The organism is Peribacillus sp. FSL M8-0224 (assembly GCF_038003055.1).
GTDB lineage: Bacteria > Bacillota > Bacilli > Bacillales > DSM-1321 > Peribacillus > Peribacillus frigoritolerans.
The window spans coordinates 3,806,277-3,831,703 of sequence record NZ_JBBOOJ010000001.1; the positions used below are offsets into that span (position 1 = coordinate 3,806,277).

30 protein-coding genes and 2 riboswitches are annotated in these 25,427 nt (G+C 41.9%); of the genes, 12 read left to right on the forward strand and 18 right to left on the reverse strand.

Annotated features, from left to right (window positions below):
* Positions 1-24 precede the first annotated feature (24 nt).
* The 3 genes from MKX49_RS18270 to MKX49_RS18280 form a co-directional block, all read right to left on the reverse strand.
* Entirely contained in the window at positions 25-597 is a 573-nt protein-coding gene (locus MKX49_RS18270) for a bifunctional transcriptional activator/DNA repair enzyme AdaA (protein WP_340877249.1), read from the reverse strand.
* A gap of 23 nt (positions 598-620) precedes the next feature.
* Complete coding sequence (locus tag MKX49_RS18275) at positions 621-1,391, reverse strand: isocitrate lyase/PEP mutase family protein (RefSeq protein WP_340877250.1); 771 nt, start codon at positions 1,389-1,391, stop codon at positions 621-623.
* Between the two features lie 435 nt (positions 1,392-1,826).
* Entirely contained in the window at positions 1,827-2,177 is a 351-nt protein-coding gene (locus tag MKX49_RS18280; RefSeq protein ID WP_034309343.1) for a hypothetical protein, read from the reverse strand.
* Between the two features lie 523 nt (positions 2,178-2,700).
* Here MKX49_RS18280 and MKX49_RS18285 point away from each other — a divergent pair.
* Positions 2,701-2,922, forward strand: coding sequence for a DeoR family transcriptional regulator (locus MKX49_RS18285; RefSeq protein ID WP_034309346.1), 222 nt, complete (start codon positions 2,701-2,703; stop codon positions 2,920-2,922).
* Positions 2,923-3,006: 84 nt separating this feature from the next.
* Here the strand turns inward: MKX49_RS18285 and MKX49_RS18290 are convergent, their stop codons facing one another.
* Together MKX49_RS18290 and MKX49_RS18295 are read right to left on the reverse strand one after the other, a co-directional pair.
* A complete protein-coding gene (locus MKX49_RS18290; RefSeq protein ID WP_063594460.1) occupies positions 3,007-3,729 on the reverse strand; it encodes a pseudouridine synthase in 723 nt (240 codons plus the stop codon).
* Between the two features lie 123 nt (positions 3,730-3,852).
* The gene (locus MKX49_RS18295) at positions 3,853-5,454 is read right to left on the reverse strand and encodes a putative polysaccharide biosynthesis protein (protein ID WP_340877251.1); all 1,602 of its coding nucleotides are present in this window, start codon (positions 5,452-5,454) and stop codon (positions 3,853-3,855) included.
* A 205-nt stretch (positions 5,455-5,659) separates the two neighbouring features.
* On the opposite strand from MKX49_RS18295, the gene MKX49_RS18300 reads away from it, so the two are divergent.
* On the forward strand, positions 5,660-6,925 hold the full coding sequence (locus MKX49_RS18300; protein ID WP_340877252.1) for a BaiN/RdsA family NAD(P)/FAD-dependent oxidoreductase: 1,266 nt from the start codon (positions 5,660-5,662) through the stop codon (positions 6,923-6,925).
* A gap of 172 nt (positions 6,926-7,097) precedes the next feature.
* Here MKX49_RS18300 and MKX49_RS18305 read toward each other — a convergent pair whose 3' ends face one another.
* From MKX49_RS18305 to MKX49_RS18315, 3 genes are all read right to left on the reverse strand, one after another.
* On the reverse strand, positions 7,098-7,412 hold the full coding sequence (locus MKX49_RS18305) for an MGMT family protein (RefSeq protein ID WP_323596576.1): 315 nt from the start codon (positions 7,410-7,412) through the stop codon (positions 7,098-7,100).
* Positions 7,413-7,430: 18 nt separating this feature from the next.
* Positions 7,431-7,991 (reverse strand): MEDS domain-containing protein, encoded by a 561-nt coding sequence (locus MKX49_RS18310; protein ID WP_340877253.1) that lies wholly within the window; start codon positions 7,989-7,991, stop codon positions 7,431-7,433.
* A gap of 237 nt (positions 7,992-8,228) precedes the next feature.
* On the reverse strand, positions 8,229-8,399 hold the full coding sequence (locus MKX49_RS18315) for a hypothetical protein (RefSeq protein ID WP_164855101.1): 171 nt from the start codon (positions 8,397-8,399) through the stop codon (positions 8,229-8,231).
* Positions 8,400-8,546: 147 nt separating this feature from the next.
* On the opposite strand from MKX49_RS18315, the gene MKX49_RS18320 reads away from it, so the two are divergent.
* Complete coding sequence (locus MKX49_RS18320; protein WP_340877254.1) at positions 8,547-9,476, forward strand: SDR family oxidoreductase; 930 nt, start codon at positions 8,547-8,549, stop codon at positions 9,474-9,476.
* Between the two features lie 114 nt (positions 9,477-9,590).
* Here the strand turns inward: MKX49_RS18320 and MKX49_RS18325 are convergent, their stop codons facing one another.
* The 6 genes from MKX49_RS18325 to MKX49_RS18350 form a co-directional block, all read right to left on the reverse strand.
* The gene (locus MKX49_RS18325) at positions 9,591-9,776 is read right to left on the reverse strand and encodes a sporulation protein Cse60 (protein WP_048682016.1); all 186 of its coding nucleotides are present in this window, start codon (positions 9,774-9,776) and stop codon (positions 9,591-9,593) included.
* Positions 9,777-9,840: 64 nt separating this feature from the next.
* The gene (locus MKX49_RS18330; RefSeq protein ID WP_096337974.1) at positions 9,841-10,923 is read right to left on the reverse strand and encodes a tartrate dehydrogenase; all 1,083 of its coding nucleotides are present in this window, start codon (positions 10,921-10,923) and stop codon (positions 9,841-9,843) included.
* A gap of 268 nt (positions 10,924-11,191) precedes the next feature.
* Positions 11,192-11,503 carry a rhodanese-like domain-containing protein gene (locus MKX49_RS18335; protein WP_034309364.1) on the reverse strand — a complete coding sequence of 104 codons (312 nt, stop codon included), beginning with the start codon at positions 11,501-11,503 and terminating at the stop codon, positions 11,192-11,194.
* 157 nt (positions 11,504-11,660) lie between these two features.
* A complete protein-coding gene (locus MKX49_RS18340) occupies positions 11,661-12,689 on the reverse strand; it encodes an NADH:flavin oxidoreductase/NADH oxidase (RefSeq protein ID WP_034311501.1) in 1,029 nt (342 codons plus the stop codon).
* A 413-nt stretch (positions 12,690-13,102) separates the two neighbouring features.
* On the reverse strand, positions 13,103-13,945 hold the full coding sequence (locus tag MKX49_RS18345; protein WP_048681988.1) for an aldo/keto reductase: 843 nt from the start codon (positions 13,943-13,945) through the stop codon (positions 13,103-13,105).
* A 173-nt stretch (positions 13,946-14,118) separates the two neighbouring features.
* Positions 14,119-15,324: an MFS transporter gene (locus MKX49_RS18350; protein WP_034309369.1), complete on the reverse strand. Its 1,206-nt coding sequence runs from the start codon at positions 15,322-15,324 to the stop codon at positions 14,119-14,121.
* A 188-nt stretch (positions 15,325-15,512) separates the two neighbouring features.
* Here MKX49_RS18350 and MKX49_RS18355 point away from each other — a divergent pair, with 188 nt between their 5' ends.
* The 3 genes from MKX49_RS18355 to MKX49_RS18365 all read left to right on the forward strand — a co-directional run bounded on the left by MKX49_RS18355 (position 15,513) and on the right by MKX49_RS18365 (position 17,795).
* Positions 15,513-15,884: a winged helix-turn-helix transcriptional regulator gene (locus tag MKX49_RS18355; RefSeq protein WP_034309370.1), complete on the forward strand. Its 372-nt coding sequence runs from the start codon at positions 15,513-15,515 to the stop codon at positions 15,882-15,884.
* Between the two features lie 423 nt (positions 15,885-16,307).
* Positions 16,308-16,613: a hypothetical protein gene (locus tag MKX49_RS18360; RefSeq protein WP_340877256.1), complete on the forward strand. Its 306-nt coding sequence runs from the start codon at positions 16,308-16,310 to the stop codon at positions 16,611-16,613.
* A gap of 30 nt (positions 16,614-16,643) precedes the next feature.
* Positions 16,644-17,795 carry a CAP domain-containing protein gene (locus MKX49_RS18365; RefSeq protein ID WP_340877257.1) on the forward strand — a complete coding sequence of 384 codons (1,152 nt, stop codon included), beginning with the start codon at positions 16,644-16,646 and terminating at the stop codon, positions 17,793-17,795.
* 76 nt (positions 17,796-17,871) lie between these two features.
* Here MKX49_RS18365 and MKX49_RS18370 read toward each other — a convergent pair whose 3' ends face one another.
* Entirely contained in the window at positions 17,872-19,065 is a 1,194-nt protein-coding gene (locus MKX49_RS18370; protein WP_063595059.1) for a nucleoside transporter C-terminal domain-containing protein, read from the reverse strand.
* A gap of 175 nt (positions 19,066-19,240) precedes the next feature.
* Positions 19,241-19,341, reverse strand: a riboswitch (purine riboswitch).
* Between the two features lie 213 nt (positions 19,342-19,554).
* Here MKX49_RS18370 and MKX49_RS18375 point away from each other — a divergent pair.
* Positions 19,555-20,259, forward strand: a complete 705-nt coding sequence (locus MKX49_RS18375; protein ID WP_340877258.1) for a DUF421 domain-containing protein — start codon at positions 19,555-19,557, stop codon at positions 20,257-20,259.
* 102 nt (positions 20,260-20,361) lie between these two features.
* Here the strand turns inward: MKX49_RS18375 and MKX49_RS18380 are convergent, their stop codons facing one another.
* Entirely contained in the window at positions 20,362-21,108 is a 747-nt protein-coding gene (locus MKX49_RS18380; RefSeq protein WP_340877260.1) for an alpha/beta hydrolase, read from the reverse strand.
* A gap of 310 nt (positions 21,109-21,418) precedes the next feature.
* Here MKX49_RS18380 and MKX49_RS18385 point away from each other — a divergent pair, with 310 nt between their 5' ends.
* Entirely contained in the window at positions 21,419-21,739 is a 321-nt protein-coding gene (locus MKX49_RS18385) for a PadR family transcriptional regulator (protein ID WP_063594467.1), read from the forward strand.
* A 498-nt stretch (positions 21,740-22,237) separates the two neighbouring features.
* Here MKX49_RS18385 and MKX49_RS18390 read toward each other — a convergent pair whose 3' ends face one another.
* On the reverse strand, positions 22,238-22,384 hold the full coding sequence (locus tag MKX49_RS18390) for a hypothetical protein (RefSeq protein WP_318290439.1): 147 nt from the start codon (positions 22,382-22,384) through the stop codon (positions 22,238-22,240).
* A 21-nt stretch (positions 22,385-22,405) separates the two neighbouring features.
* Positions 22,406-22,948: a VUT family protein gene (locus tag MKX49_RS18395; RefSeq protein WP_048687567.1), complete on the reverse strand. Its 543-nt coding sequence runs from the start codon at positions 22,946-22,948 to the stop codon at positions 22,406-22,408.
* Positions 22,949-22,998: 50 nt separating this feature from the next.
* A riboswitch (PreQ1 riboswitch) is annotated at positions 22,999-23,041 on the reverse strand.
* Positions 23,042-23,280: 239 nt separating this feature from the next.
* Between MKX49_RS18395 and MKX49_RS18400 the strand changes: the two genes are divergently transcribed.
* From MKX49_RS18400 to MKX49_RS18415, 4 genes are all read left to right on the forward strand, one after another.
* Complete coding sequence (locus tag MKX49_RS18400) at positions 23,281-23,757, forward strand: SRPBCC family protein (protein WP_340877261.1); 477 nt, start codon at positions 23,281-23,283, stop codon at positions 23,755-23,757.
* Between the two features lie 42 nt (positions 23,758-23,799).
* A complete protein-coding gene (locus MKX49_RS18405; RefSeq protein ID WP_340877262.1) occupies positions 23,800-24,240 on the forward strand; it encodes an SRPBCC family protein in 441 nt (146 codons plus the stop codon).
* A 176-nt stretch (positions 24,241-24,416) separates the two neighbouring features.
* On the forward strand, positions 24,417-24,986 hold the full coding sequence (locus MKX49_RS18410) for a TetR/AcrR family transcriptional regulator (protein WP_252278249.1): 570 nt from the start codon (positions 24,417-24,419) through the stop codon (positions 24,984-24,986).
* A gap of 52 nt (positions 24,987-25,038) precedes the next feature.
* On the forward strand, positions 25,039-25,386 hold the full coding sequence (locus MKX49_RS18415) for a DUF4260 domain-containing protein (protein WP_048687561.1): 348 nt from the start codon (positions 25,039-25,041) through the stop codon (positions 25,384-25,386).
* The last annotated feature ends 41 nt before the right edge of the window (positions 25,387-25,427 follow it).

The following is a 25,427-nucleotide window of genomic DNA, read 5'->3' on the forward strand; positions in this document are numbered from 1 at the left end:
GGCCTCCATTTCCGTATATGTGGCTTACACTCGATTCTTAAGATTCATGTTGCGGTATTCACTGGGAGTACAATTTTTCAAACGGCGAAATACTTTATAAAAGTTTGAAGGGCTTTGGAAGCCCACTTCAAGGCAAATCTCAAGATTCGTTAGACTTGTGCTTGTTAGAAGGTATGAAGCTTTATCCACTCTTATTTTTTCCAAATAGGAACGGGGAGTTTCTAATGTTTCCTTTTTGAACAGCCGCTCTAGATAATGGGAACTTACACCGACATGATTGGCAATATCCTTTAATTCAACTTTTTGATTATACTGATTGACCAAGAAAGCGATGATATCTCTTACAAGTCCTAATTGAGGGGAATCATCAACTTCCGGTTGGCATCGTTTGCAAGCACGGAAACCGGCCTTTTCAACTTCATCGATGTCATGATAGAATTTCACATTTATTTTTTTCGGCTTCCTTGACCTGCAGGAAGGGCGGCAGTATATTTTAGTTGTCTTTACTGCGGTAAAGAATAATCCGTCATATTTAGGGTCGCAAGCAATGATTTTCTCCCACATTTCTTCAAAAGAAAGATTTATAGCAACAGCCATTATACTCCGCATCCTTTCAGGTTTTACTTCCCATATAAATGTGAGGTGTCACTTAGCTCTACTATTCGTGCTGTATCTCGTTCTAACAATTCAATGGCTTTATCGAACAGGGCATTCCCGAAACTGAGACGTTTTACGCCTAATTCTTCAAGCTCCTTACCATTCTTCAATCCAGGTAAAGATAATACATTAAGGGGAGCACCTATATTCAAAGTGATTTCCTTTATTTCATCATGGTTCGTTATTCCAGGGATGAATATTCCGCTGGCACCACTCTCCACATACGCTTTTGCCCGCTCTGCCGTTTCCGGGAAAGGATTTTCTTTTTGAAAATAAGTATCTGTTCTGGCATTGATGTAAAAACCTTCATACCCATTATAATCCAACGCTTCCCTTATTTTTAATAGCAGGCTGCAGTGTTGATATATATCTCTTAGCCCTTTTTGTTTTTTGAGGGAATCCTCAATATTGATCCCGGCTACACCGGCGTCTGCTGTCCTTAACACATTATCGACAATCTTTTCTGCGGTTTCACCATAGCCTGCTTCAATGTCCGCGGTGACGGGAATTTTCACATTATCCGCAATTAGTTTAATGATACTTAAATGTCTTTCAAAATCAATCACTTCGCCATCAGAATAACCCAGGGAGTTGGCAATTCCCCAGCTTGTCGTTCCAATCGCCTTGAATCCTGATTTCTCGAGAATCAAGGCCGATAATAGATCCCAGGCGTTCCCCAATATCAACAGGTCCTTCGAAAAGTGTAATTCATTGAATTCCTTAATGTTAGTCATTATAGTTGCTCCTAAAATTTATTTGACCTCATTTTAACAATCAACCCAGCTCCAAATCGTCCTCATTCTTGCTCTTATGGTCCATTCAAACAATGTTTGTGCTGGATACCCGTTTAACGGTTTCGGACAAATAAAAAAAATGCCCTTTCATACCAGGGCATTTCAGTTTGTATACAAAGGGTTCTATCTAAGGTTATTACAAAGGTGTTTGGAACGGAAGGTGCGAGACTCCTGCGGGAATAGCGAGTCCAAGGGAGACCCCACAGGCGTAAGTGCGCCGAGGGCGGACCGCCCGCGGAAAGCGAGTGCCCTACGTTCCAATCAACGTCTAAATTTGTACAAGCAAAAAAAACTGTAGACAAATTCGATTTTCATCGAGTTTGGCTACAGTCTGAAATGCCCTTTCATTCCGGGGCATTTTCATGATCCAATTGATTAATTTACGAAAAGATATAACTTCCTATGATATTCCTCAAATGCCTGCTGGTCCTTTTCCGTGTAGTCCATCCACTTCACTTTCTTGCATCTTTCCTCTAATCTCTCATTCAGTTCATCTTCTATTTCATTCATGAAACGGATGATTTCCCCATATGGCATGTTGAAATGACGGGCTGCAAGCCTGGGCGGAGAATGCTTGACCAGCAATCTCATGAATTGATCGACCGTGTCCGCCTTCGATGCAAGATAATCTTCTTCGTTCACGATGAATTCATACACTTGTTTTTTGACGCCAGAAAGTCTGGTCACTTCGTCGCGCAATAAAAACTCCATTAATCTATCGTTCATATGGCTCTACCTCGAATTGGTTTATATTTAAATCTCTTGGATATGTATGAAAAGTCTATACTGCCCGATACCTCATTATGACATCGTAACGGCAAGCCATCAAGCAATTCCTCCATCCACACATAAAGCGTAATAATTACGATTTAAGGGGCGTTTTAAGTAAAATAACATGTTTATGCTTTAAAAGTCAACGTTCGTGTTGGGTGCATAGTAAGCATTCTTTATTGGCAAAATATGAGCATGAACAAATGGAACAGCTCTTTATTAATTTTGTATAGGCAATGAGAATAATTTTGTTAAAATTTGATATAATAAATGTAATATTTAGTCAATTAGTATCTTTTCCTAGAATTTGCTTTTGCAAAGGGGTAGAATGAAGCTAATGACATCTTATTTTTTCTAATGTTTCCGAGGAGTTATAGGGTGGGTATAGCAAGTACATAGTGACAGCTGGAATGCTGTCCGACATATCGGTTGTTTTCATTTGTTCAAAATAACAATGAAAAGAATAAGGAGTGATTTTTTGAAACCTTCAACAAATCGCATGTTAACCCGTATTAAATCCGTTTATATGTTCATTAGCAATAACGGTACGGTTTCTACTCAAGAGCTTGTAGAAGAATTTGGCATCACTCCTCGAACTGTGCAGCGCGATTTAAATGTCTTAGCATACAATGACCTTGTTCAAAGCCCAAGCCGAGGCCTTTGGACGACAACAAGTAAAAAGGTGAAGATGTCATCGTAAAAAGAACGACCACCCGAACAAGATCGATATGTAAAATACTTTGAGGCGGACAATATTGTCCGCCTCATTTTTTGTGTCCAGCCATCATTCAGCCGGTTGGCCCGCCTTTAACTGTTCAAGCTCCTCCGCCGTCAACTCACGGTATTCACCAAGCTCGAGTTCCTCATCAAGCTGTAAACTCCCCATGGAAAGACGCTTAAGGTAGACGACACGTTTGCCAACGGCCTCAAACATCCGCTTCACCTGATGGAACTTTCCTTCCATGATCGTCAGCTCGATATCCGATGTCAGACCTGATTTTAAAATGTTCAATTCACCTGGTTTTGTTTCGTATCCATCATCCAAGGTCACGCCGTTGCGGAATGCCTCGATATCCCGTTCCGTCACTTCGCCATCAATGACCGCAAAATATGTTTTAGGGACATGTTTCTTTGGGGAAAGCAGTTGGTGGGCAAGCTTTCCGTCATTCGTGATCAGCAATAAACCTTCTGTGTCCTTATCAAGACGGCCTACAGGAAATGGCTCGAATACCGAATCTTCCGGCTCCAAGATGTCGATGACCGTTTCTTGGTAGTTATCTTCCGTTGCCGACAATACGCCCGGCGGTTTATTCATCATTAAATAAATGAATTCCCTATATTCAACCCGCTCACCATGAACCGTCACGTTTTCCGCATCAGGGTCCACTTGTTCCTTCGGATCCTTAATCAGCCTTTCATTAACCTTGACGGCGCCGGATTTCAGGAGCTTTTTCACTTCTTTCCTGCTGCCATAACCAATATTGGATAAAATCTTATCTATTCTCATCGTTTCCTCCTAAAGCCTTTTTCAGTAAAAAGCCTTGCCCACTTTAATGACAGGCAAGGCCAATATATTTTAATCGGGGATTCACCATTCAATACCCTTTTTTTTACACATCAAACTTCCAGCTTACAATCCCAATTTAGCTTTTAACCGATCGATCCGGGCACCGAACAAACGATGGGCAAGTTTGCTTTTCAAGGAAAGAGCCGCATAAACGAGCGCTCCAAAAATTGCACAAACGGCCACGATCAAAATCGCCTGGAAGCGCCCTTCCGTTGTAAGCCATAGCGATAATAAACTGTTCATGCCCCAGGCAGCCAGTCCCATTATTATTGAAAAAACTGTGATCAAAACAGATCTTCTGATGGTAAGGCTGTAACGATATCCAGTAAAGTAGGTAATGACATACAAATTCAGCAGCACGGCAGCCAAGTAGCCGAATGCCGTAGCATAAACGGATCCTTCCGTTTCAAACAACTTGATCAACGGGATATTCAAGCTCAATTTGATTAAAAAGCCCACAAGCAGGCTGAGCACTGTATATTTTTGCTGATTGATCCCTTGTAATACAGCGGCCGAAACGGAAAAAAGTGCAAACAAGATGGAAACGGGCGCATATGCCTTCAGGACACTGATTCCAAGTGGATCATGGCTGTAAAAGGCACTATAGATTGGATCGGCCAGCACAGACATGCCAACGACTGCTGGAATCGTAATGAACAACAAAATTTGAAAGGCTTGGTTCAGCTGGCGGTTGAACTCGTTTGAATCCTCGCTTACATATGCCTTCGTCACCGAAGGAAGAAGCGCCATCGAAAACCCGGTTGCAAGCGTCATCGGAATCAAGACAAGCTTCTGGGCATACACATTCAACACCCCTAGTGCATCCTCAGCAACATGCTGCAGCCCGATCGACGACATCGCCTTATTGAAAGACAATAAGTCAGCCAACTGAAACATTGGCATCGCGATTCCGACGAATATGAAAGGAATCGACGAAAGGAATATTTCTTTATAAATCTCCTTCAGGGAAATTTCCATCGTTCCCCTGTCTTTCTTCATCAAGCTGTCCAAATATGGTTTTTGTTTTTTCCAATACCAAAATAACACCACTAAACCGCCGACAGCCCCGACCGTCGCCGCGAAGGTAGCTATTTGGATGGCTCTCACTAACTCTCCGTCAAGGACATTCAAAACAACATACACACCGGCCAGAAGGAACACGATGCGGACAATTTGTTCGACAACCTGGGAAATGGCCGTTGGTTCCATCGCTTCATGCCCTTGAAAGAAGCCGCGGATGATGCTCATGAACGGTACAAAAATCAAGGCGAAGCTGACTGCCCGAATGATCTCCGTGACATCCGCAGCATCTTCCGGCTTGACCCCAAAGACTCCAGTAAACAGCGGGGCCATCGTATAGAGAATCAAAAAAGCGAGAAAACCGGTGATTACCATTAATTTCAGGCTCGATTTAAATAACTTCTCACCGACTGCGTATTCCTCGAGCGCATTATACTTCGAGATGAATTTAGATACTGCAAGCGGCATGCCGGCCGTTGCAAAGCTAATGAAAATGGTATATGGAACGTACCCATATTGATAGAGGGTAGCCCCTTTATTCCCAACCATATGTTCAAATGGGATGACATAAAATAAACCAAGAATCTTGGAAATGATCGCTCCCAGCGTTAATATAAAAGCCCCTTTTAAAAACTTAGATGACATCTAATCCCTTCCTGCCTCTGTCAGTTACGTTTCACACGCTCTTTATCTTATCATATTAAAGTATTTTTTCTATAGAAAACTACATTCAAGTTTATCGTTTTCGAAGATAATACACAAACAAATAATTCCTTTTTTTCAACATTAGCAATCTGACGGGCTCTTGCTATATAATGAAGGGACTGAAAATGATAAAGTGGTGATCAATTTGAAATATGATGTAGTGGTAATTGGCGGCGGTCCTTCCGGATTGATGGCAGCGATAGCAGCCGGGGAAAAAGGTGCCCATGTATTGTTAGTGGATAAAGGCGAGAAGCTTGGAAGGAAACTTGCAATCTCGGGCGGCGGACGCTGCAACGTGACGAACAGGCTCTCAATCGATGAAATCATTCAGCATATCCCTGGAAACGGGCGATTTCTATACAGTGCTTTCTCAGAGTTCAATAATGAGGACATTATTCAATTCTTTGAAAAATTGGGCGTGGCTCTAAAAGAAGAGGACCATGGCCGGATGTTCCCTGTCAACGATAAAGCGCAAAGTGTCGTGGATGCCCTTCTGACGCGCCTGTCGAATTTAAAAGTAACGATCTACAAGAACTCTCCAGTTGCGGAAGTTCTCTATGAACATGGAAAAACCAGCGGTGTCCGGTTAAAAGATGGCCAGACCATTGACACGGATGCAGTCGTGATTGCAGTCGGCGGGAAATCAGTTCCCCACACCGGCTCAACGGGAGACGGCTACGCATGGGCTAAAAAGGCGGGGCATACGATTACCGAATTGTTCCCGACTGAAGTTCCCGTACTTAGCCATGAAACATTCATTAAAGATCGAACACTTCAAGGTCTTGCACTTCGCGATGTTTCATTGAGTGTCCTTAACCCAAAGGGCAAGGCCCTGATCACACATAGAATGGATATGCTCTTCACCCATTTTGGCGTCTCCGGTCCAGCTGTTCTAAGATGCAGCCAATTTGTCGTGAAAGCGATGAAAAAATGGAACCTGTCGGAAGTGACCATGAAACTCGATGCCCTGCCGGACCGAAACAAGGAAGAGGTTTTTCAAGACATCATGAAGGAAATAAAAGCCGAACCGAAAAAAGCCATTAAAAACACCTTAAAAGGTTTAGTTCCTGAGCGATACCTTCACTTCCTGCTTGAGCGAAGCGGCATCGACCTTCAAGAGCAAGGGGCGACGATATCAAATGAAAAAATCCGCCGCTTTGCAGAATTATGCAAGGACTTCCAATTCGGGGTGCACGGCACCCAGCCGCTTGAAAAAGCCTTCGTAACAGGCGGCGGCGTATCCGTCAAAGAAATACATCCAAAGGAAATGGCATCCAAACTAATGGAGGGACTGTATTTCTGCGGTGAAATTCTGGATATACACGGATACACAGGCGGTTACAATATCACATCTGCATTAGTAACCGGCAGACTCGCCGGCATGAATGCTGCCATGTCTGCCCGTTCATAATCCGTAAAAGAGGCTGATCCGCTTGGATCAGCCTCTTTTACTGCGATTTCGTAAGCCTATAAATCCATTCGATGACCGTTAGGCTTTGATTCTGGTGTAGGTGCTCTTGTTTGGGCCTTCACTGTACTTTTTCGACCGAACCCGCGTCCGGCTATACTATCCGGCTATGCGTTTAAAATATTTCTGGATGATAGCGATATGCTTCGAGTTCAATGGTATTCCGGCCCGTGAACGTAATGCCTTCACTCTCGAGCATCGCCTTCTGGTGTTCTGCAGCGCCCTCCGCTTTTATCCCGATTTCACCTTTGGCATTGATCACCCGGTGCCAAGGAAGGTCATGTTTTTTGCTGCTAGAATGAAGGATCCTTACGACCTGCCGTGCACCGCGCGGACTTCCGGCGAGCTGTCCTATTTGACCATATGTCATCACTTTACCGGGGGGGATTCGTTGTATGATATGAATGACTCGTTCAGTAAAACTTTCCAAATACCTCGCCCCTTTATTCTATCCGTTTGCTAAAATCGTGATTTTTTCATCGGTAATCAGGATCCCATGATGCTTGATCAAGTTTGTTTTAAGCTCGGCAGGCACTCTGCAGTCATCGTATGCACATACAGAAATCAGTCCTCTTTCCTTGATCAATTTGTCGATCCCTTTTTCATATTCGCCTATCGCAAAGCTGACTTGATCGTCATGGCCCCATTCAACATGGCCCCAAGTCCGAACGTGCTGATTGCCTTTAGTGTATATCTCGATATTTTCCAAGAAATAATGAACCATCGTCGAAGGATGGAAGTCTCCATGAAAACAATAAAAATCAAAATTATTCATAAGATGCACTTGCTCCAATTGCTTCTCATTTAAATGAAGCTGCAATTTTTTGTACACGAAAGGAAAGATACGGTCATTTTCGACGACCAGGATATGGTCTCCCTGTTCAACACCGGTAATGATGAAAGTTGCCTCATTTTCAATGTATGACTCCAATTCATTAAAACAGTATAAAATATGGCCACCATCCGACTGCTGTATATTTTCTATTAATTGTTTCATTTTATTATCCAAAATGAATCTCTCCTTTAATACACCAGTCCGTACTATGTATTATGTATAACTTTACCCATTATCTCCGTGTTTGTAAAATTCATAGAAGAATATAATCAGTTTTTCCTAATGACATGTTAAGATCTGGAATTTAGTTGAGTCGAATTGTGGCTGCTTTCAGTCCACTCTTAAAAAGACCTAGGCAGCCCAATCCGGCAGACTCCGTACTTCATGCATTTTCCCTTTTGATGTTCACTCTTAAATCACGGGATAATACGGCACATAGCGCGGGTTATAATAATATGGCGGTCTTGGTCCAATAAGCGGCAATTCAAAGGTATTTGGGTTGGAGTCATATAACAACTCCACTTTTTCATCAGATTGTTCGACCAATAACCACTTCACTTCTTCGCTATAATAATATGGCATATAGAGGCCTCCAAAAACTTTTTTCTACCCTTCAGCATATTCGAGCCGCACGGCAACGAGCCCGTCCCGATACATGTTCTTCATGCACGGCATATGCCTGATCATCATAAAGTAATCCGACTAAATTCTTTTTTAGGAGGACCCCTCATGGCTGAAGATAATAAAAAGAAATCATCCGGTAAAAGTTATCCCATGCATCCGAATTATGGGAAGATCACCCGTTATCAAGACGTACCCATCACGGTTCCGGAGCAACGCCAATTTCGCCAACCCGGTGTAGAAAAATTAATGGTGCCCAGGCCCATCATCGAAAATCCCAATTATAGGGGCAGCGGGAAATTAACAGGTAAAGTCGCAATGATAACTGGCGGAGACAGCGGGATTGGCGCTGCGGCTGCCATCGCTTTTGCTAAAGAAGGGGCAGATGTTTCCATCGCTTATTTGGATGAACATGAGGATGCCAATCGGACTAAAACGAGAATTGAAGAGCTTGGGCAACGTTGCTTACTGCTGCCTGGGGACTTAAGGGATAAGCAGCAATGCATCAATATCGTGGAAGACACCATCGAAACATTTGGAAAGCTCGATATACTTTGTAACCACGTAGGCATTCAATTTCAGCAATTAAGCTTGCTTGATATTACGGATGAGCAATTCGATGATACCTTCAAAGTGAATATCTATTCCCACTTCTACACGACGCGTGCTGCCCTTCCCCATTTAAAAGCTGGGTCCTCCATCATTAATACATCTTCTGTCGTGACGTTCAATGGGAATAAGCAATTAATAGATTATACGGCGACTAAAGGGGCCAACATTGGTTTTACCCGTGCCTTGGCAAACAGTCTTGTCGATCAAGGCATCCGGGTGAACGCCATTGCGCCCGGAAGGTTTTGGACACCCCTCATCCCGGCAAGTTTCTCGGCAGACGAAGTGACACAAGTCGATAATCCGATGGAGCGTCAAGGCCAGCCATTTGAACTGGCTCCCACCTTTGTCTATCTCGCCTCTGATGATTCCCGTTTTGTGACAGGACAAACACTTCATGTCAACGGCGGGGAAGCGACATCGTCCTAATTTCCACAACGAACATGCCCCCTTCCGAGGAAGTCAGACGGAAAAAAGACTACCTTTGATTGCCCGTCAGCAAGCAATAGGTAGTCTATTATTGATTATCGGGCCAGCCGGCCTTTATTTTTTTTTATAGATGATCATCGCACTGAAACAGTAGATCTGTTCCTCTTCCTCTTCACCTGTAGTGGCGACATTGTATTTGATATCGACAATTTGATTATCACGAATGTCTTCCAGGAAAAAGTTCATTTCATCCTCTAGATCCTTTTCATGCTCATAATCAAATAATTTCACTTGTATCATCGGCTCTCCCCGCCCTTTTACTATAATGATAGTTATTGTGCAGGATGCCCTTTTCACTTGATTTTTATACTTGATTTGTTTGTAAAGCGGATAATATTTTAACCACTTCATCCCCGACTTCCTCTGTAGAAGCTGCCCCGCCCATATCAGGAGTCAGCACCTTTTTATCGACCATCGCCTGTTCAATCACGTCCAACACTTTTGCACCCCAAACCTCATGTCCAAAGAAATCGAGAATCTGACTGGCGGACCATATGGCCGCAAGTGGATTGGCGATGCCTTGATGTGCTATATCCGGGGCTGAACCATGAATCGGTTCGAACATCGAAGGATAAATCCGTTCCGGGTTTAAATTGGCACCGGCCGCCAGTCCCATCCCGCCTGCAATGGCAGCACCTAAATCCGTTATGATGTCACCGAACAAATTGGAGGTGACAACGATTTGAAACCGTTCGGGCTGTTTGACAAAATACATGCTTGCCGCATCGACCAGATAGGAATTCGTTTCTACTTCCGGATACTCCTGTCCAATTTCTTCAAAAACCTGATCCCAAAAAACCATTGAATAATTCAATGCGTTCGCCTTGCTTATGCTCGTTAGCGTCCTTCCCGTCTTGCGCGCCAGTTCATAAGCATAACGGATGATCCTCTCGGTTCCCTTTCGTGAAAAGACCCCCGTCTGCAGGACGACTTCTTCCGGCTTGCCTTTAAAAAGCCAATCACCGGCACCGGAATATTCCCCTTCACTGTTTTCACGGATGACAACCATATCGATTTGGTCACGAGTCACGTCTTTTAATGGACAGGGTGCACCTTGAAGCAATTTAACGGGTCGAACATTCACATATTGGTCAAATCCCTTTCTGATCTTCAGCAAAAGTTCACGTAAGGAAATATGGTCCGGGACACCAGGATAACCGACAGCCCCCAGATACACGGCGTCAAACTTCATCAGTTGTTCCAGTCCATCGTCGGGCAGCATTTTGCCGTGCTCAAGGTAATATTCACAGCCCCATGGAAAATAGGTGAACTGGAAAGAAAAATCACCGGCAATGGCCGCCACTTCTTTAAGGACCTTTACACCCTCATTAATCACCTCAGGGCCAATCCCGTCACCCGCAATGACCGCTATTTTATGAACATTCATTCTTCAAATCTCCTTTTTCTATATTTTCTGACTTCAGCACCCTAATTTTAACATATAACGTTTGAATCCCCGTAAGTAAGGTTCATATAGAAAAAAGAGTCCTTTCATGATGAAAGGACTCTTTGTTTTCATGCCTTCAAATATGCACGTCTTTCCGCATATTCACGGCATTGTGAACAAACCATGATCTTTTTTCTTTCTTCATTCAAATAAGCCGTCACATTCTTGGATTTACGCTTACAAAAGTAACAGGTCTTTTTGAAGAACTTCACTTAACGATGACTTCGCCGTCCCATTCAAGCATTCCGCCAACCATGTTTGCCACTTTATATCCTTGTTCCTGAAGATAATGGCATACATTTTCACTGCGGCGTCCTGAACGGCAGATAAAGATATATTCTTTTTCTTTATCAAAATAGTCAAGGTTCGCCGGGATATCATTCATGCGAATATGTTTCGCGCCTTCGATCATTCCCTCTTGCACTTCTTCGTCTTCACGAACATCGACAAGCTCCATCGCTTCTCCTGCCTCAAGCTTAGCTTCCACTTCTTCCGTTGTAATGATTTTGATTTCTTCCATAATTAGCACCTCGAATTATCGTTTGATTTATCTTTTTCATTATAGCAAAATTTCCAGTCAAACATCACGTAATGGATTCGCGTACGCAAATCCCCTCATGCACTGAATGGAAAAACGCCAGCGAATATAATATTCGCCGGCGTTTTAAAAATCCGTATCAATGCTTGAATCCCAGTTGATATTGTTTAGGAATCTCCGTTTTTATATTCAAAGCTTTTGATGCTTCAAGTGCCCAATAAGGGTTTCGCAGCATTCCTCGGCCGACGGCAACCAAATCCGCTTCTTCATTACCAATGATTGAATTTGCAAGAATCGGATCATCTAATCGACCTACAGCAATCACCGGAATATCCAAAGCTTTTTTGATTTCCCTGGCCAACGGAGTTTGATAGCTGGCATGGGTACCAGGTCTTCCGTCTGCTCCAATCGGGCCTTCTCCTCCAGAGCTTACATGGAACATATCGACGCCTGCTTCTTTAAAGACTTGTGAAAATGCAATGCTTTCTTCAATACCATATCCGCCTTCAACGTATTCTTTTGCAGAAATGCGCATGATTAAAGGCATGTCGGCAGGCATTTCGCTTTTCACTGCTTTAATGACTTCCACTCCGAATTTAGTCAGGTCTCTTCCATATTCGTCATCACGTTTATTCGTAAGCGGTGAAGTGAATTGGTGGATTAAATACCCGTGTGCACCATGTAATTCGATTACGTCAAATCCTGCTTGAACTGCCCTTCTGGCCGATGCCCGGAATTTATCGACCATTTCCTTCACTTCTTCCGTTTCTAAAGCTCTTGGTGTTTTATACGTTTCATCAAACGCAATGGCTGATGGTGCCACCGGCGGTTCCGCATCCTCCGCTTTACGGCCTGCATGGGCAATTTGTATCCCGATTTTTGCACCGTATTGGTGAACTTCCTTAACGATGTTGGAGAAAGCCCCAATTTGATCATCGGACCATAATCCAAGATCACGATTCGAAATGCGCCCATCAGGCTCCACATCGGTCATTTCAACTATAATTAACCCCGTGCCGCCAACTGCCCTGCTTACATAATGCTGCTGGTGCCAGTTCGTTGGTATACCATCTTCCGCTTCGACGGAGTATTGGCACATCGGCGGCATGACGATCCTATTTTTAAGTTCAAGTTCTTTTATGCGATAAGGTGAAAATAAATCATTCATCATTCTTCATCTCCTTTTTTATATAATGCATGCACATGCATTTATATCATCCCAGTAATACGGTGTCAACTAATCAGATTCCCGAAGCTGTCATTGTAAATTCCGATGCGAAATCCATAAAAAAAGAGAAAGACGGATATCCCGTCCGAGTTAGTAGACAAAAGGGGTTTTACCTAAAATTTCAAAACATAGTTGATTGGAACGGGTGTGTGAGACTCCTGCGGGAATAGCGAGTCCAAGGGAGACCCCACAGGCGCAAGTTCGCCGAGGGCGGACCGCCCGCGGAAAGCGAGTGCCCTACGTTCCAATCAACGTCCAAATTTGTATAAGCAAAAAAATGTAGACAAACTCGATTTACATAGAGTTTGTCTACATTCTGAGACGGATATCCCGTCCCTCTCCTTCATACTTAATTAAAAGTCGAAATTATCAGGATCTGGCCCAACACGGTGATTCTGATTCAATCCATCAATTTGGTTCATTTCCTCTTCGGTCAATTCGAAATCGAATACAGTTGAGTTTTCGACAATACGATGTTCTTTAGTTGATTTCGGAATCGTTACAATCCCATTTTGTAAATCCCAGCGTAAAATGACTTGTGCAACAGATTTGCCATGCTTGGTTGCAATAGCTTGTAAAACCTCATTATCAAGAAGTTCACCTTGCATCAAAGGAGACCATGCTTCAAGTTGTATTCCTTGTTCCTTACAGAATGCCTGAACTTCTTTTTGAGTTAAACGCGGATGGCATTCCACTTGATTGACCATCGGCTTCACTTCTGCATCTTCCATTAAATCTTTTAGGTGGTGAATCTGGAAATTGCTCACACCGATCGCTTTCACTTTTCCTTCTTTATATAGAGTTTCCAACGCTCTCCAAGCTTCTTTATATTTTCCTTCCACTGGCCAATGGATAAGATATAAATCCAGGTACTCCAAGCCAAGTTTCTGTAAGCTTTTTTCGTAAGCTGCAATTGTCGATTCATAGCCTAAATCGGCATTCCAGACTTTGGATGTTACGAATAAGTCTTCCCTTGAGATTCCAGCTTCTTTTAAGCCCTCACGGATCCCTTGTCCAACCCCTTCTTCGTTTTCATAAATGGCAGCCGTATCGATGCTGCGATAACCATGTTTAATGGCCACTTTAACTGCATTTACCAGCTCCGGTCCTTCTTCCACCTTAAATACGCCCAATCCGAACCAAGGCATTTTGACGCCGTTATGCAATGTAGTTGTATCTTGTAAGTTTTTCACCATAATACTCTACCTCCAGATGATTGTTTTTATAGATTGTAATGCGCTTTTAGTATCAGTATCATTACATCCCTTCAGAGAACCTTCCATCATTCACTGAAGGGATGCAATGATACTTTTCATTGATACCCTATACGCATAGCATGCTTTTTCTAAGATGCATCACTTTTTAAATCCTATGCTATTTTGTCCGTTCCCTTGGTACGGTCTTTACTTTCCAGGGCCCGGCTCCATCCTGTTAAAATCACTGCTGCAAACACCATGACCCCACCTATCCACGCTGTATGGATCAATCCGATCGAATCCGTTATCACCCCTCCTAAGTAGGCACCAATGGCGATACCCGCATTGAAGGCGGCAATATTGATGGCTGACGCCACGTCCACTGCACTCGGCACGAAACGCTCCGCTAACATGACGACATACACTTGAAGCCCCGGAACATTCATGAATGCAAACAATCCCATTAAAATGATCGTAATTAAACCAGCTACCTTGAACGGTGCCGTGAAAGTCAACACCACAAGAACAATGGCCTGAATAAGAAACATATAGAATAGGGCATTAATAGGATTGCGATTGGCGAATTTCCCGCCAAGGGTATTTCCTATTGCTATGGCTACTCCATATATTAACAAAATCAAGGCAACAGTTCCTTCTTTAAACCCTGTCACTTCCTGAAGTAAAGGCGACAGGTACGTAAAGACAACGAATGTACCGCCATACCCTAACGCTGTAATGATGAATACTAGCAGCAAACGCCCATTCGTCACCAATTTGATTTGGTCACGGAAAGTGGTCCGTGCCGCTTTTCTTAAATCCGATGGGACTAGGATGCCGTTTCCGATGAAAGCGATCAAGCCGATAGCCACTATGATGATGAAAGCGAATCTCCAGCCGAATTGCTGACCGATGAAGGTTCCAAAAGGAACTCCGGTCACCGTTGCCACCGTCAGACCTGTAAACATGATGGCGATGGCACTCGCCCTGCGGTTTTCAGGGACCAAATCAGCGGCAATCGTAGCGCCGATTGACATGAAGATACCATGTGCAAGCGCTGAAATGACACGTGCGATCAATAATACACCGACCGTGGTCGCAGAAGCCGCTAATGCATTTCCTATAATGAACACGACCATTATCCAAAGCAATAAAGTCTTTCGCGACATATTCGATGTCAATGATGTCAGGATAGGTGCCCCGAACATGACCCCCAAAGCGTATAAGGACACCGTCAGTCCCGCCGTCGTCACTGTAATGTGTAAATCTTTAGAAATGAGTGGTAATAATCCCACGCTGATGAACTCAGTTGTTCCAATCGCAAAGGCACTGATCGCTAAAGCCAGCAATGCCCATGTACTTCTATTTTTATTTGAAATCATATCCTCTTCTCCTTCTTGTCGTTTTGTACTATCATTGAAATTGCCTGAGCAACTTTTTTTATAAATGGTACAGTGGAATTCGGTGTGCAAATGTTATTATGAGATATAATACAAATAAAAAACAGTACGTACTTTAAAGTGATATAGGCACCTTTTAGTACCTATAATGTAAGGAGAGTATGCAAATCATGCAAAAAAAGAAATACAATATATCCGTTGAAGCGACACTTGAAGTAATGGGAGGAAAATGGAAATGCGTTATCCTCTGCCATCTTACCCACGGGAAAAAGCGGACTAGTGAATTGAAGCGCCTTATGCCGAACATCACCCAAAAAATGTTGACCCAACAGTTGAGGGAGTTGGAAAAGGACGAAGTCATCAACCGGATCGTTTACAACCAGGTCCCCCCAAAAGTGGAATATGAATTAAGTGAGTATGGACAAAGCCTGGAAAGTATTCTTTCCGCACTATGTACATGGGGGGAAAATCACATAACAAGGGTGTATGGTGATAAGTTTTCCGTTCTCGAGGAAAGTGTCTTGAATGATCAATTAAAGTAATCCCAAATGAAAAAGATTAGCGCAATGGCTAATCTTTTTTTGTTTATAAAGACTTAACTAATGGCTCTTTTCGTAAAGATTGTTGTTTTTAAAACGAAACTATTTAAGGTTTATTGGAGCCGAAGTGCGAGACTCCTGTGGGAGCAGCGGGACAGGTGAGACCCCACAGGCGTTTACGCCGAGGAGGCTCACCGCCCGCCCCGCGGAAAGCGAGCATCTGGAGGGGAAATCAACCACAACTCACTACCTGGTAAATAGCAACAAAGTATGTGAAAACAGCCTAAATAATAATGAAAATTTCACCTTCGAAAGAGGTACCTGTTTTATTCCCCTCTTTATTTTTGGTATAATATGTAATGCCAAATCATTTAAATTTTTATTTTGTAATCGAAGAAGTATAATGGTCTAACCAAGGAGTGACATATGAAAGTCTTATTAGAATTGTTCCGCATCATATTAATATTCGGGATTGCCGGAACAATCATTTCGAGCATTGTAAACGGCATATATATAAACATAGGAGTGACTCAGTATGGCTGGCTAGGCTCGATTGCGATACTGCTTTTATTATTCGTCTGGTATAGAAATAAACTTCAGTTCAGTGGCTGGTATTCGGGAAAAGGGAAAGAAAAGCTTCCAAAAATGGTCTCGCAAATACTCATTATGTGTTCACTATTTTTGTTAGGTGCCCCACCTGTTTTAAGTGTGCTGCAGATGATCTTTCATTAATCGGGATTCTATATCCTGGATAGAGCAGGAGTGAACGATTTGCGTAAATTATTTAATATTGTGGTCCTCATACTCCTACTCTCTGGATTATGGTATGGCTATGGTAAAGATATTCAGGAGTCTGGATTCAAAGCCGGGGTTAGTGCCTTTGCATCAGATGTTCGTTCAGTTATAAACGGGCCCGAGATTACGACAGCCTTGGAAAAACTGAGCACTGGAGTCAGCAGCCTGATTGGCTCGCTGACGGAAACATTGGATACCGCTTCTGAAAAAGAATCTCAGGAAACGGAAAAAGTGAAAAAACCAGCACTGGAAGCACCTGCTGATGCATCCTTTTCAGTCCGTAATATCGAAATTGGCGACACGAAGGATGATGTAGAAAAAATGGCTGGTGAAGCTAAGCGGAATACGCGGAATGAATATGGCGTGGACTGGTTTGCCTATCACGAAAATTATCAAAACTTCTTCATGGTTGCCTACGATAATAACAATAAAGTTGTTGGTTTATATACGAACCAAGATTTGATTTCCTCAAAGGAAGGCATTAAACGCGGTACACCAAAAGAAACCGTGACCGGGAAAATGGCGGAGCCTGTAACAAAACTGCTTAAAGGAAACGTCTATTACCAGATTCGAAGTGACGGCGGCGAATACGATATGTTCGAAATGGATAATAGCTATGTGACCATTTTTTATGACAAACATGAGAAAAATACAGTCACGGCAATCCAAATCATCGACGCAAAACTCGAAAAGCAAAAGAGTGGCTATTTTGCAAAAGCCGGCCCCGGATTAAAGAAGGGCTTTGAATATCAATTATTCGATTTGACCAATGCATCACGGGTCAATCATGATCTCTCCGTGCTAACATGGGATAAACGAGTGAAGGTCACTGCACAGGATCATAGTGCAGATATGGCCGTGAATCAATACTTCAACCATACAAACCTTGAAGGGGAATCCCCTTTTGACCGGATGGAAGATGACAAAATCAATTTTCGAATGGCGGGGGAGAACCTGGCTGCCGGTCAGAATAGCAGTATCTTTGCCCATGAAGGCCTAATGAACTCCATTGGACACAGGGAAAACAAATTACAGAAAGATTTTGAATCCCTCGGTGTCGGAGTTGCCTTCGATGAGGAAAATAAACCATATTATACAGAGAACTATTTGACGAAATAAACGAAAAAGCTGTGCATGGAAAATCCTGCACAGCTTTTTTCAGATGGGACATCCAAATGGATGCCCATGTTTTAAATCACCAAACGAATAATCCAACGACCATGGCACTTAACAGGGAAACAGCCATCCCGCTAACCAACAGCTTCCAAACATTCCTTCCGATAATGTTCGATTTCTCATCATTGAGGATGGAATTGAATGTTCCGTAGATCATGCCCACTGTACTGAAGTTGGCAAATGACGTCAAATAAGTGACAGCAACAGCGACTGTATGCGGAGGCAGTGTACTGACTTTATCCTTTAGATCGAGCAAGGCAACGAACTCATTCGTGGCAAGCTTGATTCCCATCAATTGAGCGACATACATGGCATCCTGTCCAGTTAATCCAAGCAAGAATGCAAATGGACTAAAAATGACAGAGAAAATCTTTTGAATGGTCAATCCATCCACGAAGAAGCCGAAAATGCCGTTTACGCTGGCCGTCAACGCCACATAGCCGATAACCATTGCCATGATGACGAAGACCATTTTGGCCCCAACCAACATACTGTTGGAAATGGTGGAAAAGAAATCTTTACGTTCCTCTTTAGAAGGTACATAAACGACGTCTTCTTCTTTACTGACATCGACGGGATTCAGCATATTAGCTATCAGCAAAGCATTTAAGCAGTTCAAAGGTATCGCTACAAAAACATAGGTTGCCGGTACCATGGACAGGTAGGCTCCAATGATTGAACCGCTGATGCTGCTCATGCTCATGATTCCAAATGTCAAAAGACGCTGATCCTTAATCGCACTGAGTTGAAGGCGGAGTACGGCAAGTGCCTCCGTATTTCCAAGGAACATCATCTGAATCGAAAAGAAACTCTCAAGTTTCGGCAAACCGGATACTTTTGAAATGAGCCATCCCACTTTATCAATGATCCACGTAAGTATACCGAAATACGATAAAACATCAAAAAACGTGATAATGAAGATAATCGGCATCAATGCGCTGAAAAAGAAATCCACTTGTTCATTTGCCATAAGCGAAGGAAAGACAAAAGAAATCCCTTCATTCGCACATTCAATCAACCAGGTAAAGAATGAAGCGATCAGATTGATGACCCATGCCCCTATTTTTGTCGATAACATGAACCATGTGATAAGCAATTCAAGAACCAGCAAGGTAAGAATGGCTTTCCACTTAACGTTCCTTTTATTAGGTGAACAAAGGTAAACGATACCCATTACAACTAAAACACCTAGTATATTCAATAAGAAAAGCATGCTTTCATCCCCTTTAGCTATATCATTTCCCATTCGTTTTTTTTATATAAAAAGCCCTCACCTTTTACACCTTCAGCCGCAGCAAGAAAGTGTGAAAAAGTAAGAGCTTTCATCGAAGCATGTTTTTTAGGATCAAGCTTTTTTCAAGCGAACCAACATTAACCTGTTCATCTCTTCTATTTTCATACTTCCTTGTAGTCCGGCATTACGGCTGCCAGGTAGAAACTATCAGACCATTGTCACTGATATTATACAAGGATATTTTTTAAATAAATTTCTTAGGAAAGATATCATTTTAAATCAGTTTATTTTTAATTACAATACGTTTTAAAGTTGTTATATTAATATAAATTTTTCGAAAACAGTCAATAAAGTCTCCGAAGGGCCAATGTTGGGTAATACTTATGAAGGAGCCGGCTAAAACTATAAACGGCCCCCTCTAAAGAGGCCCATTCTTCTCCTTTATTGGAAATTAGGACGTGAATTTTTGTGGATTTTTTTAATAGCCAGGAAACTCTTACTGCAATCCAGTGGATCTTAAGGGCCATCATTTCCTTCTTCTTCTTGCTTCTTTCGGTAAAATTGATGGGGCAACGGTCCATTTCGCAGTTAAGATTACTTGATTTCATAATGGCTTTAATTCTTGGAAACATTCTTGCCCACCCTTTATCTGATGAACAGTTAGGTTTGAAGGGCTCCATGATAACAACCAGTGTATTGGTCATTTTATATATAATTAGTGTGTTTGCAAGCCTTAAGTGGGGAAAACTCCGAAGGTTTTTTGACTCAGACCCCTTTCCGCTTATCGAAAATGGACAAATCATTTACAAAAGCTTAGCAAGGGCCAGAATCTCCATCGATGTTTTATTATCGGAATTAAGAAAAGAAAAAGTCGAAGATATTCAAAAAGTATCCCTCGCGCTATGGGAACCGGGCGGTACCATTTCATTGTTTTTAGATCCCCAATATGAAGCAGTAACCCCAGCAGATATGCACCTGGCAACAAATGCCTTCACTTTTCCTAAAACGATTATTAAAGAGGGAAAGATTGATTCTAAAGAATTGAACCGGGGCGGTAAAGACGAAGCATGGCTGAAAAACAAAATCAAAATAACATATAATGCCGACGTGAACGATATTTTATTGGCAACTCTTGATAATAACGATACCTTAAAGGTCTTTTTCTACAAATAGATGCGCAGCCAAAATAAAATCCCCTCAAGTATAGTGTAAAGCCTACTTACGACTGTAGGCTTTTTACACGTTCAACTTAAAGGGAATCAAAAATATCGCTTATTACTCCGACCAATTCAGTGTATTCAAGAACTTATACACATCTTCATACACCTGTTCACGTTCCTTGCCCAATGTGATAATATGGCCAGACTTTTCATACCAAATCAAGTGTTTATGCTGTGTATCGACTTCATTGAAAATCGCTGTAGCACTCTCCGTATAGTCGGGATCATCCAAACGACCTTGCAGAACAAGAGTTGGTGATGTGATTAAATCTAAATTTTCACCTGTCTCATTTATAATGTTCAACACATCTTTTAGTTGAGGCATAGGCTCTTCTTCAAGCAGCTTCACTTCTGCAGCAATTTGGTCTGCATCTTTGCCCTCAAACTTCTTATAAGCCTGTGCATAATTGAGCAAGCGGTTCTTTTGTCGACCGATACTTTTTCCTTGCGTCGGAGCGCACATTGAAACTACCCCTTTTACAGGCAATTCAATTCCAACTTTTAATGAGAACACTCCCCCTAAAGAAATTCCTACAACTGCAATTTCCTCATAGCCTTCTCCTTTTAGGAAATTATAGCCATTAACTACATCTCCCCACCATTCCTTTGGACCAGTTTTAGCAAGTTCCTCGGCTGATACTCCGTGCCCACTATAAAGAGGTCCGTGGCAAGTATAGTCGAGATCATTTAAGTACTTCCCTAACTTCTTCATATCTCCTGTACTTCCGGTAAACCCGTGAAGCAGAAGAACTGCTCTCTTTCCACCTATATATGTGAATGACTCAGGTGCTTTCACTTTCATCTATCTAGGACCTTCTTTCTTTGCTCTTGTTGATAAATAGAATCTAAATGATTTTCGAAAAAAAATCAATTAATACCCCTTGAGTAGTGATTCTTCTATCCTATTCCGTATTTTCATTAAAACCATTAAATCATGTATATAGTATCCTTACCACACTCTTCACAACTCATCCGTTCCGAAGCACATTTTACTATGATTAAATTTATTTAGCAATCGTCATTTAACCATTTTTTTTAAGAAAAGTAAAATGCACCTTGTGATACGATGTACAACGTATTACACTTTAAAAATGAAAAGGAGGAGATTTTATATGGATAAAGAATTAATGAAGGGAAGCATTGACCTCCTTTTGCTTTCACTTCTTTCACAAAAAAAGCTATACGGCTATGAAATAACCAAAATCCTGAAGCAAATGAGCAAGGGCAACTATGAAATAAGTGAAGGCACCCTCTACCCTGCCCTTAAACGATTAGAAAAAAAAGAATTCATAAAAGGACATTGGAAAGAGTCCGAATCAGGCCGCAGGAAATATTATCATGTCACCGAAAATGGACAAACCGAACTTGAGCGGAAACGCGAATGCTTTTTCTTCCTGGAAAAATTAGTTCGAAAAAGCGCAGAGCATTTCTAAACCAAATAAAAAGCTTCCTGCCCCCAATAATGGAACGGCCCAAGGAGCTTTTTTTGCTATTTTACTCTCGAATTCATACGGCATTCGTGAGTTTGGACTGTTTACTCGTGAGTTTCGCACTTTTACTCGTGAATTTGGACTGTTTACTCGTGAGTTTCGCACTTTTACTCGTGAGTTTGGACTGTTTACTCGTGAGTTCGCACTGTTTACTCGTGAATTCGTACTGCACACTTAGTTTCGCACTTTTACTCGTGAGCGCTGTTTACTCGTGAATTTGCTCGCGAATTCGTACTGCACACTTAGTTTTGCACTTTTACTCGCGAATTTGCGCTGTTTACTCGTGAGTTTTGCACTTTTACTCGCGAATTCGTACTGTACACTTAGTTTCGCACTTTTACTCGTGAATTTGGACTGTTTACTCGTGAATTTGCGCTGTTTACTCGTGAGTTTGGAATGTTTACTCGTGGGTCACTTCAATCACGCAAAAAAAGGACCTAATCAGGTCCTTTTTTTGTCTATTCCTTTTTGCTTGCGATAATTGGCGCAGGAGAGCTTCATGCATTCCCCTTGAACATGCGGGCCATATTTTTCACGAAAGGCCTCGAGGCAATAGCATTTTTCTTCTTCTTTTTTGGTTCCATCCATCGAGTGCATCCCTCCTAGCATTTAACTGGAGACTACACGTTTCTCCAGTTCTACGTTGATTCGTCCCAACAATACGGCACCAATGGACTGAATGATCGTTTTAACGATGATTTGGCCGATGACCGCAGCGGGTACTGCTTCCCATGGCAATATATTGGCACCCAGAGGACTTAGGCCAATCACGACAAATATCACCGAATCGAAAAATCCTCCAACGATCCCGCTGTAAAACACCCTCCAACTCATCGGGAGCTTTAAACGGGTATAAATTTCCGTATCCGCTGTTTCTGCGACCACGAAGGATAATGCGGAAGCAAACACAATCAGTAACGTATCTCCTAATAAAAATGATACACATGCAGATAAAATAAGTGCAGTGACGATGCATATATAGGTCTTCGCGCGGCCGAATTTATTCTGGACCAGATCTCGGAAGATGAAGGTTCCCCCGATGAGCAATGTCCCCATCGGGATGATGAACATGCCAAAATGTAATGGCGCAAAAGCTGCTGTAACCACATTCGCCGTGATGATGGATACTAAATACAATAAAATTCTTAACATTTCTTAATTCTCCTTATACAGAAAAAACAGCACCCTAAGAAAGAGCCCTGTTCTCCTTAGTTTTTTTGAGAGGGTAGCTAGAACCTCTTCCGCCCGGGCGGATTATCATTTCCCTTATTCATCGTAGCTTGAAAGCGGTTGGAAATCAAGAAGTTTCCATACCGTCGATTTAAGTATGTATTCGCTGAAACCGATTGATTTAGCCATTTATTTCAATGGGCCTGTTTCCCCCTTTTGCCGATTTCTGTCGCATAAAACTGCTTGACCGTCTGTATATAAAAGCCGAAAATCAAAGATAGAGTCTTGTACCTTATTTGGCGAGGAGAAAAAGAATGATGAAAAAAACTACGTTTGTCTATCCTATTTATATCTCAACCACACCAGAGAAGCTTTGGGAAGCCTTGACGAGTGGTGAAGTCACGAAGAAATACCACTTCGGATTACAAGTTCAGTCTGACTGGCAAGAAGGGTCAGCCGTTAAATATTTGCTGGAAGATGGGCGGATTACCGATCATGGGCATGTACTTAAATGCGAGCCGTTGCACCTGCTCTCGTTTACATGGATCATGGCAGGAGACGAAACACCTCGCGAGCAGCCTACACGGGTCACTTTTGAATTACAGAAAATGGACGATTCGACTGTGAAGTTAATTCTTAGGCATGAGGAGCTATTGGAGACGGATTTCGTATATGATGACAATACCTTTGAAGGCTTGAATAATGGATGGCCAGCCCTTTTAAGTAACCTGAAGAGCTTGCTTGAAACTGGACGGACCCTCCCGCCCATATCAGTAGACTGGGATAATTAAACGGAAACTATAAAAACACATTGAAAGAGAGTTGAGTTAATAATGGATACCCAAATAATCACGAAATTTAAGATAATCAAGCCAGCTAATGAAGTGTTTGAAGCCATTGTGAATCCTGAAAAAATCGGGAATTTCTGGTTCTCATCAAGTTCGGAAAGATGGGAAAAAGGCAGGACGCCTACATTGAGATACAACGAATACGATGCTGAAGTGGTCATTCATGTATTGGAAGTAGAGGAAAATAGGAAAATCGTGTTTGCATGGGGCGGAAATGATCAAGAAACGATTGTTACCATTACACTAAAAGAGTTGGATAAAACGAGTACGATCATTGAAGTGAACGAATCTGGATTGAGTGAAGACGACCCTGAAATAATAAACAAAATGATCGGACAAAAAGAAGGTTGGGTATATACATTAACCTGTTTAAAGGGTTATTTAGAAAATGGCGTTACTACTTTGAGAGCATCATTAGTTTTTTAATAAATTGCATAAACCCTCAATAAACTGGGGGTTTATCCTTTGCAACACTGGTGAAACAAATGGCAAAATCCCACTTAAAAAACAGTACTTTATCATTCGACCTAATAATTGACATTTGAAAATCCGTGAGCTATCATCCTAATTAACCAGTGGTCAATTAATAAGGAGGTGACAAGATGTCGCCAAGGAAATCGGCAGGTCAAGAATTATCCAGGGACATGGTTTTGAATGAAGCTAGAAACCTTTTTGCAGCGTTAGGGTATTCGAATGTCTCGATGAGGCAATTGGCTAAATCATTGGATTGCAGTCATGGAGCCATTTATTATCATTTTAAAAACAAGGCGGAAATATTTTATAGTTTGGTGAAAACGGATTTTTCCGTTTTAAATTCTTTAATCGATGATATCATCCTGTCGAAAAATGACCCTTCTGTAAAAATGGAAAAGATTTTATTGTGCTTCTTGGAGTTCGGTTTAACCCAACAGAATCATTATTCCATCATGTTCTTATCGAAGGAAAAAGAAATTCAGCAGTTACTTCAATTCGACTCTAATAAAACATACGAAAAGCTAATCCAGTCCTTGACGGATCTAACGGACAACAAACTAAATCCTGCATCCATTTGGTCGATTTTTCTTTCTCTTCACGGATTCATAACTTTTTATATTAATTCTGAGCTATCTTATCAAGATGTAAAAGGTTTAGCCTATTTTCATGTAAAAAATATCACCAAGAACATCATATAATTTTTTTTGGATATAATTGACCAATGGTCAATTAAACTTTGGAGGTTATGAAATGGTGAAGAAATTCCTTCATATTGAAGGACTTATGGTCCTTTTAGCGGTGATTTACATCTATTCGTTATATGAATTCAGCTGGTGGATTTTCCTCTTGTTGATTTTGTCCCCTGATGTTTCCATGCTGGCCTATCTGATCGATGATCGGATTGGAGCAAAGGTTTATAACGCATTCCATACTTATATCGTGTCCATCTTCATGATTTTGTTAGCCATATTCCTAAAGTCGGATGCATGGATGATGATTGGTTTAATTTGGACAGCACATATAGGAATGGATCGCTTATTTGGATATGGCCTTAAATACACATCATCCTTCAAAGCTACACACATGCAAAGGTTGTAATAAGCTTAAAAGGCAGTGTGATTAAACATCACACTGCCTTT